Consider the following 1,372-nt stretch of genomic DNA (forward strand, 5'->3'; position numbering starts at 1 on the left):
CATGAACAACCTGACCTTCGGCAACGACCGCTACCAGCACTACGAAACCCTGTGCGGCGGTACCGGCGCGGGCCCGGACTTCGACGGCGCGAGCGCGGTGCAGTCGCACATGACCAACAGCCGCCTCACCGACCCCGAGGTCCTGGAATGGCGCTTCCCGGTGCTGCTGGAGGGCTTCTCCATCCGCGCCGGCTCCGGGGGCGCCGGCCGGCACCGTGGCGGTGACGGCGCGGTGCGGCGGATCCGCTTCCGCGAGCCCATGACCGTGGCAATCCTGTCCAACTCCCGGCGGGTGGCCCCGCCCGGGCTGGCGGGCGGCGAGCCCGGGGCACTGGGCGAGCAGTGGGTGGAGCGTGCCGACGGGCGGCGGGAGGCGCTGGCGGGCACCGATCGGACCGAGGTGGCCGACGGCGACACGGTGGTGGTCGCCACCCCCGGCGGCGGGGGCTACGGCCGGCCGGAGTGACGCTCCCTGCGTATCACGGGCGCCGCCAGCGGGCGGCGCCCGTCTCGATGCCCTCGAACACCCGGCCGAGGGGCGTGCGCACGATGACCAGTCCGAGGGCTACCCCGACGCCGTTGGCCGCGGCGTCCGCCAGCGACATCGTGCGCTCGCCGCCCAGTCCCTGCAGCCCCTCCAGGACCAGCCCGATCACGAACAGCAGCAGCGCCACGGTGGGCACCCGCCGCCGCCACGCCTGGGCGAACCACCAGGCGAGGACGGCGTAGGCGAGCGCGTGCTGGGCCTTGTCCCAGGACAGCCCCACCGGCGGGCTCGGCGGCGCCGGCGTCAGCGACAGCCATACCACCAGCGCGAGCACCGCGAATGCGCCCGCACGCCAGAGCCGCGGATGACGCAGCCGCCCTGTCCTGAACCCGGAACCCTGCATATCGTCCCCGCAATCCTTAGAGCCTGTTTCAGTAGACCGCATGCATCGCGTTGCGTCTGAGCGTCCGCCACGCAAGGCGCGTGCGACGCGGTGTGGTCATTTCACATAAGGAACGCGCAACGCCGCGTGGTGGGCGCTCAGACCCAACCCTGTGGGGCGCTCGTCTGTGGCCCCGGGGCGGTGTCAGGGCCTCCTTATGTACCGCCGGGCACACCGCGTCGGCCCATCCTGGCCCCGGAACCACAGGCGAGCGCCGCGGCGTATGCGGCCTACTGAAACAGGCTCCTAATGACCGACACAGTCGTATACCACACGAAGGCCAGCGCGTGGGCAGTGTAACCGGAGGGTGACGGCATGCCCGGCGCCGATGCCGCGACGGGCGTCGATGTCGAGCGGGCCGGTCGACGCTGGCACTGCGACGGGCACGACGGCACAATGCCCGGACCATTCGTTGCGGAAAGGCCGATGAGCGAGCGACACGA

The 1,372-nt window shown here is 72.2% G+C and carries 2 protein-coding genes; one reads left to right on the forward strand and one right to left on the reverse strand.

What is annotated here, in order from left to right:
- On the forward strand, positions 1-466 hold a 466-nt coding region (locus G7A99_RS19795), incomplete at its 5' end, for a hydantoinase B/oxoprolinase family protein (RefSeq protein ID WP_163143476.1).
- 13 nt (positions 467-479) lie between these two features.
- Here the strand turns inward: G7A99_RS19795 and G7A99_RS19800 are convergent.
- On the reverse strand, positions 480-890 hold the full coding sequence (locus tag G7A99_RS19800; protein ID WP_018716380.1) for a hypothetical protein: 411 nt from the start codon (positions 888-890) through the stop codon (positions 480-482).
- Positions 891-1,372 lie beyond the last annotated feature (482 nt).

The sequence above is a fragment of the Arhodomonas sp. KWT genome, from assembly GCF_010993615.1.

Excerpts from the sequence above, each read along its gene's own strand:
- G7A99_RS19800 (WP_018716380.1), bottom strand. The coding sequence starts at position 890 with ATGCAGGGTTCCGGGTTCAGGACAGGGCGGCTGCGTCATCCGCGGCTC.